This is a genomic window from Actinocorallia lasiicapitis (assembly GCF_054778695.1).
In genome coordinates, this window is the sequence record NZ_BAAGZI010000669.1 from 1 (window position 1) to 1,709 (window position 1,709).

The following is a 1,709-nucleotide window of genomic DNA, read 5'->3' on the forward strand; positions in this document are numbered from 1 at the left end:
TCCCAGCGGCTCGCCTCGGCGGCCGGTTCGCTGGGCTCGGGTGATCTGGCCGTCCGGGTGGAGCCGGACGGGCCGCCCGAACTGGTCGAGGCGGGGCGGGCGTTCAACACGATGGCCGACCGGGTCGTCACCCTGCTGGCCGCCGAACGGGAGATGGCCGCCGACGTCTCCCACCGGCTCCGTACCCCGCTGGCCGCGCTGCGGCTGAACGCGGGCGCGCTCGGCGACGGCCCGGTCGCCGACCAGACCAGGCAGGCCGTCGACCAGCTCGAACGCGAGGTCGACCAGATCATCCGGACGGTCAGGGACGGCGGCAGGCGCGGGGTCTGCGACGCCGCCGAAGTGCTCCGCGACCGGCTGGAGTTCTGGTCGGTGCTCGCCGAGGACCAGGCCAGGCCCTGGGATCTGACCGGGGCCGAGACGGCCGTGCCGGTGGCCGTGGAGCGGTCGGAGCTGGCCGCGGCCGTCGACGCCCTGCTCGGCAACATCTTCCGGTACACCGCGGAGGGGGTCGCGTTCGCCGTCACCCTGCACCGGGGCCGGGATTCGGTCGCGGTGTTCGTCGCGGACGCGGGCGCCGGCATCTCCGATCCGGAACGGGCGCTGGCGCGCGGCGGGAGCGGGCAGGGCTCGACCGGGCTGGGCCTCGACATCGCGCGGCGGCTCGCCGAATCCACCGGCGGCCAGCTCCGCGTCGACCGGTCGGATCTGCTCGGCGGCGCCCAGATCCAGTTGTGGCTGAAAGGGGAGGGCCCGTCCTGACGGGCGTTCCGACAGGATTCCCCGATGCGGTGGGAACCTCGGGATTGACCCCGGCGTTGCGGGGGTAGTGGGGGTTTCGACGGGCGGGCTGGACCCAGGGGTGGGGTCCGGCCCGCTCCTCTACTTCCGGGCGGCCAGCGCCCCGGCGAGGACGTGCCGGAGCGCGTCGGCGGTGCCTGTGGCGTTGACGTCGCCGATCGCGAGCCGCCGCACCGCGAGCCCGTAGAACAGGGCCACGACGGTCGGCGCGTACCTCTCCGGTTCGGGAATCCCCAGCCCTTCGAGGACGGCCGCGGTCAGCCGGTCGTAGGCGTCGACGGAGCGGGTCGCGGCGATCCGCAGCTCGGGATCGCGGCTGGCGTGCAGGTGCAGCTCCAGATTGGCGACGTGCTCGGGCGCGTTGGTGAACTCCGAGATCACCCGCTCGACCTCGGCGGCGGCCTGCTCGGGGGCGAGCCCCGCGTCGGCGAGCCGCAGGATGATCGCGGTGATCCGGTCGATCTCGGCGTCGACGAACCGGTTGAGGGTCTCGCGCAGCAGTTCGGTCTGGCTGGCGAAGTGGTAGGTGAGGGTGCCGAGGGAGACCCCGGCGGCCGTCGCGACGCTCCGGTTGGTGACGGCGCCGATGCCCTTCTCGCCGACGAGGCGGAGGGTGGCGTCGAGAATGCGCTCGCGTGCGTCGTTCACGGTGCCCCTAACGTGTTCCGGCCATCTTCCCAAATCCGTCGTCCCATCGTATCGTTCGTTCGAACGAACGACTAGGAGGAGCGGTATGGGGTTCGTGGGTCTTGCGGAGCAGGCGCGGCTGGCGGCGTCGGGGGAGGCCAGCGCGAAGGAGCTGGTCGAGGCGTCGCTGGAACGGATCGACGAGCTCGACGGCCGGGTCGGCGCGTTCCGGGTCGTCCGGCACGAGGCCGCGCGCGCCGAAGCGGCCGCCGCCGACAAGC

2 protein-coding genes are annotated in these 1,709 nt (G+C 73.4%); one reads left to right on the forward strand and one right to left on the reverse strand.

All coding sequences use genetic code 11. The features are described from left to right. On the forward strand, positions 1–762 hold a 762-nt coding region (locus tag ACYVE7_RS33580), incomplete at its 5' end, for a sensor histidine kinase (RefSeq protein WP_460370547.1). Positions 763–882: 120 nt separating this feature from the next. Here ACYVE7_RS33580 and ACYVE7_RS33585 read toward each other — a convergent pair. Beyond that, the gene (locus ACYVE7_RS33585; RefSeq protein ID WP_460370549.1) at positions 883–1,449 is read right to left on the reverse strand and encodes a TetR/AcrR family transcriptional regulator; all 567 of its coding nucleotides are present in this window, start codon (positions 1,447–1,449) and stop codon (positions 883–885) included. Positions 1,450–1,709: the final 260 nt, after the last annotated feature.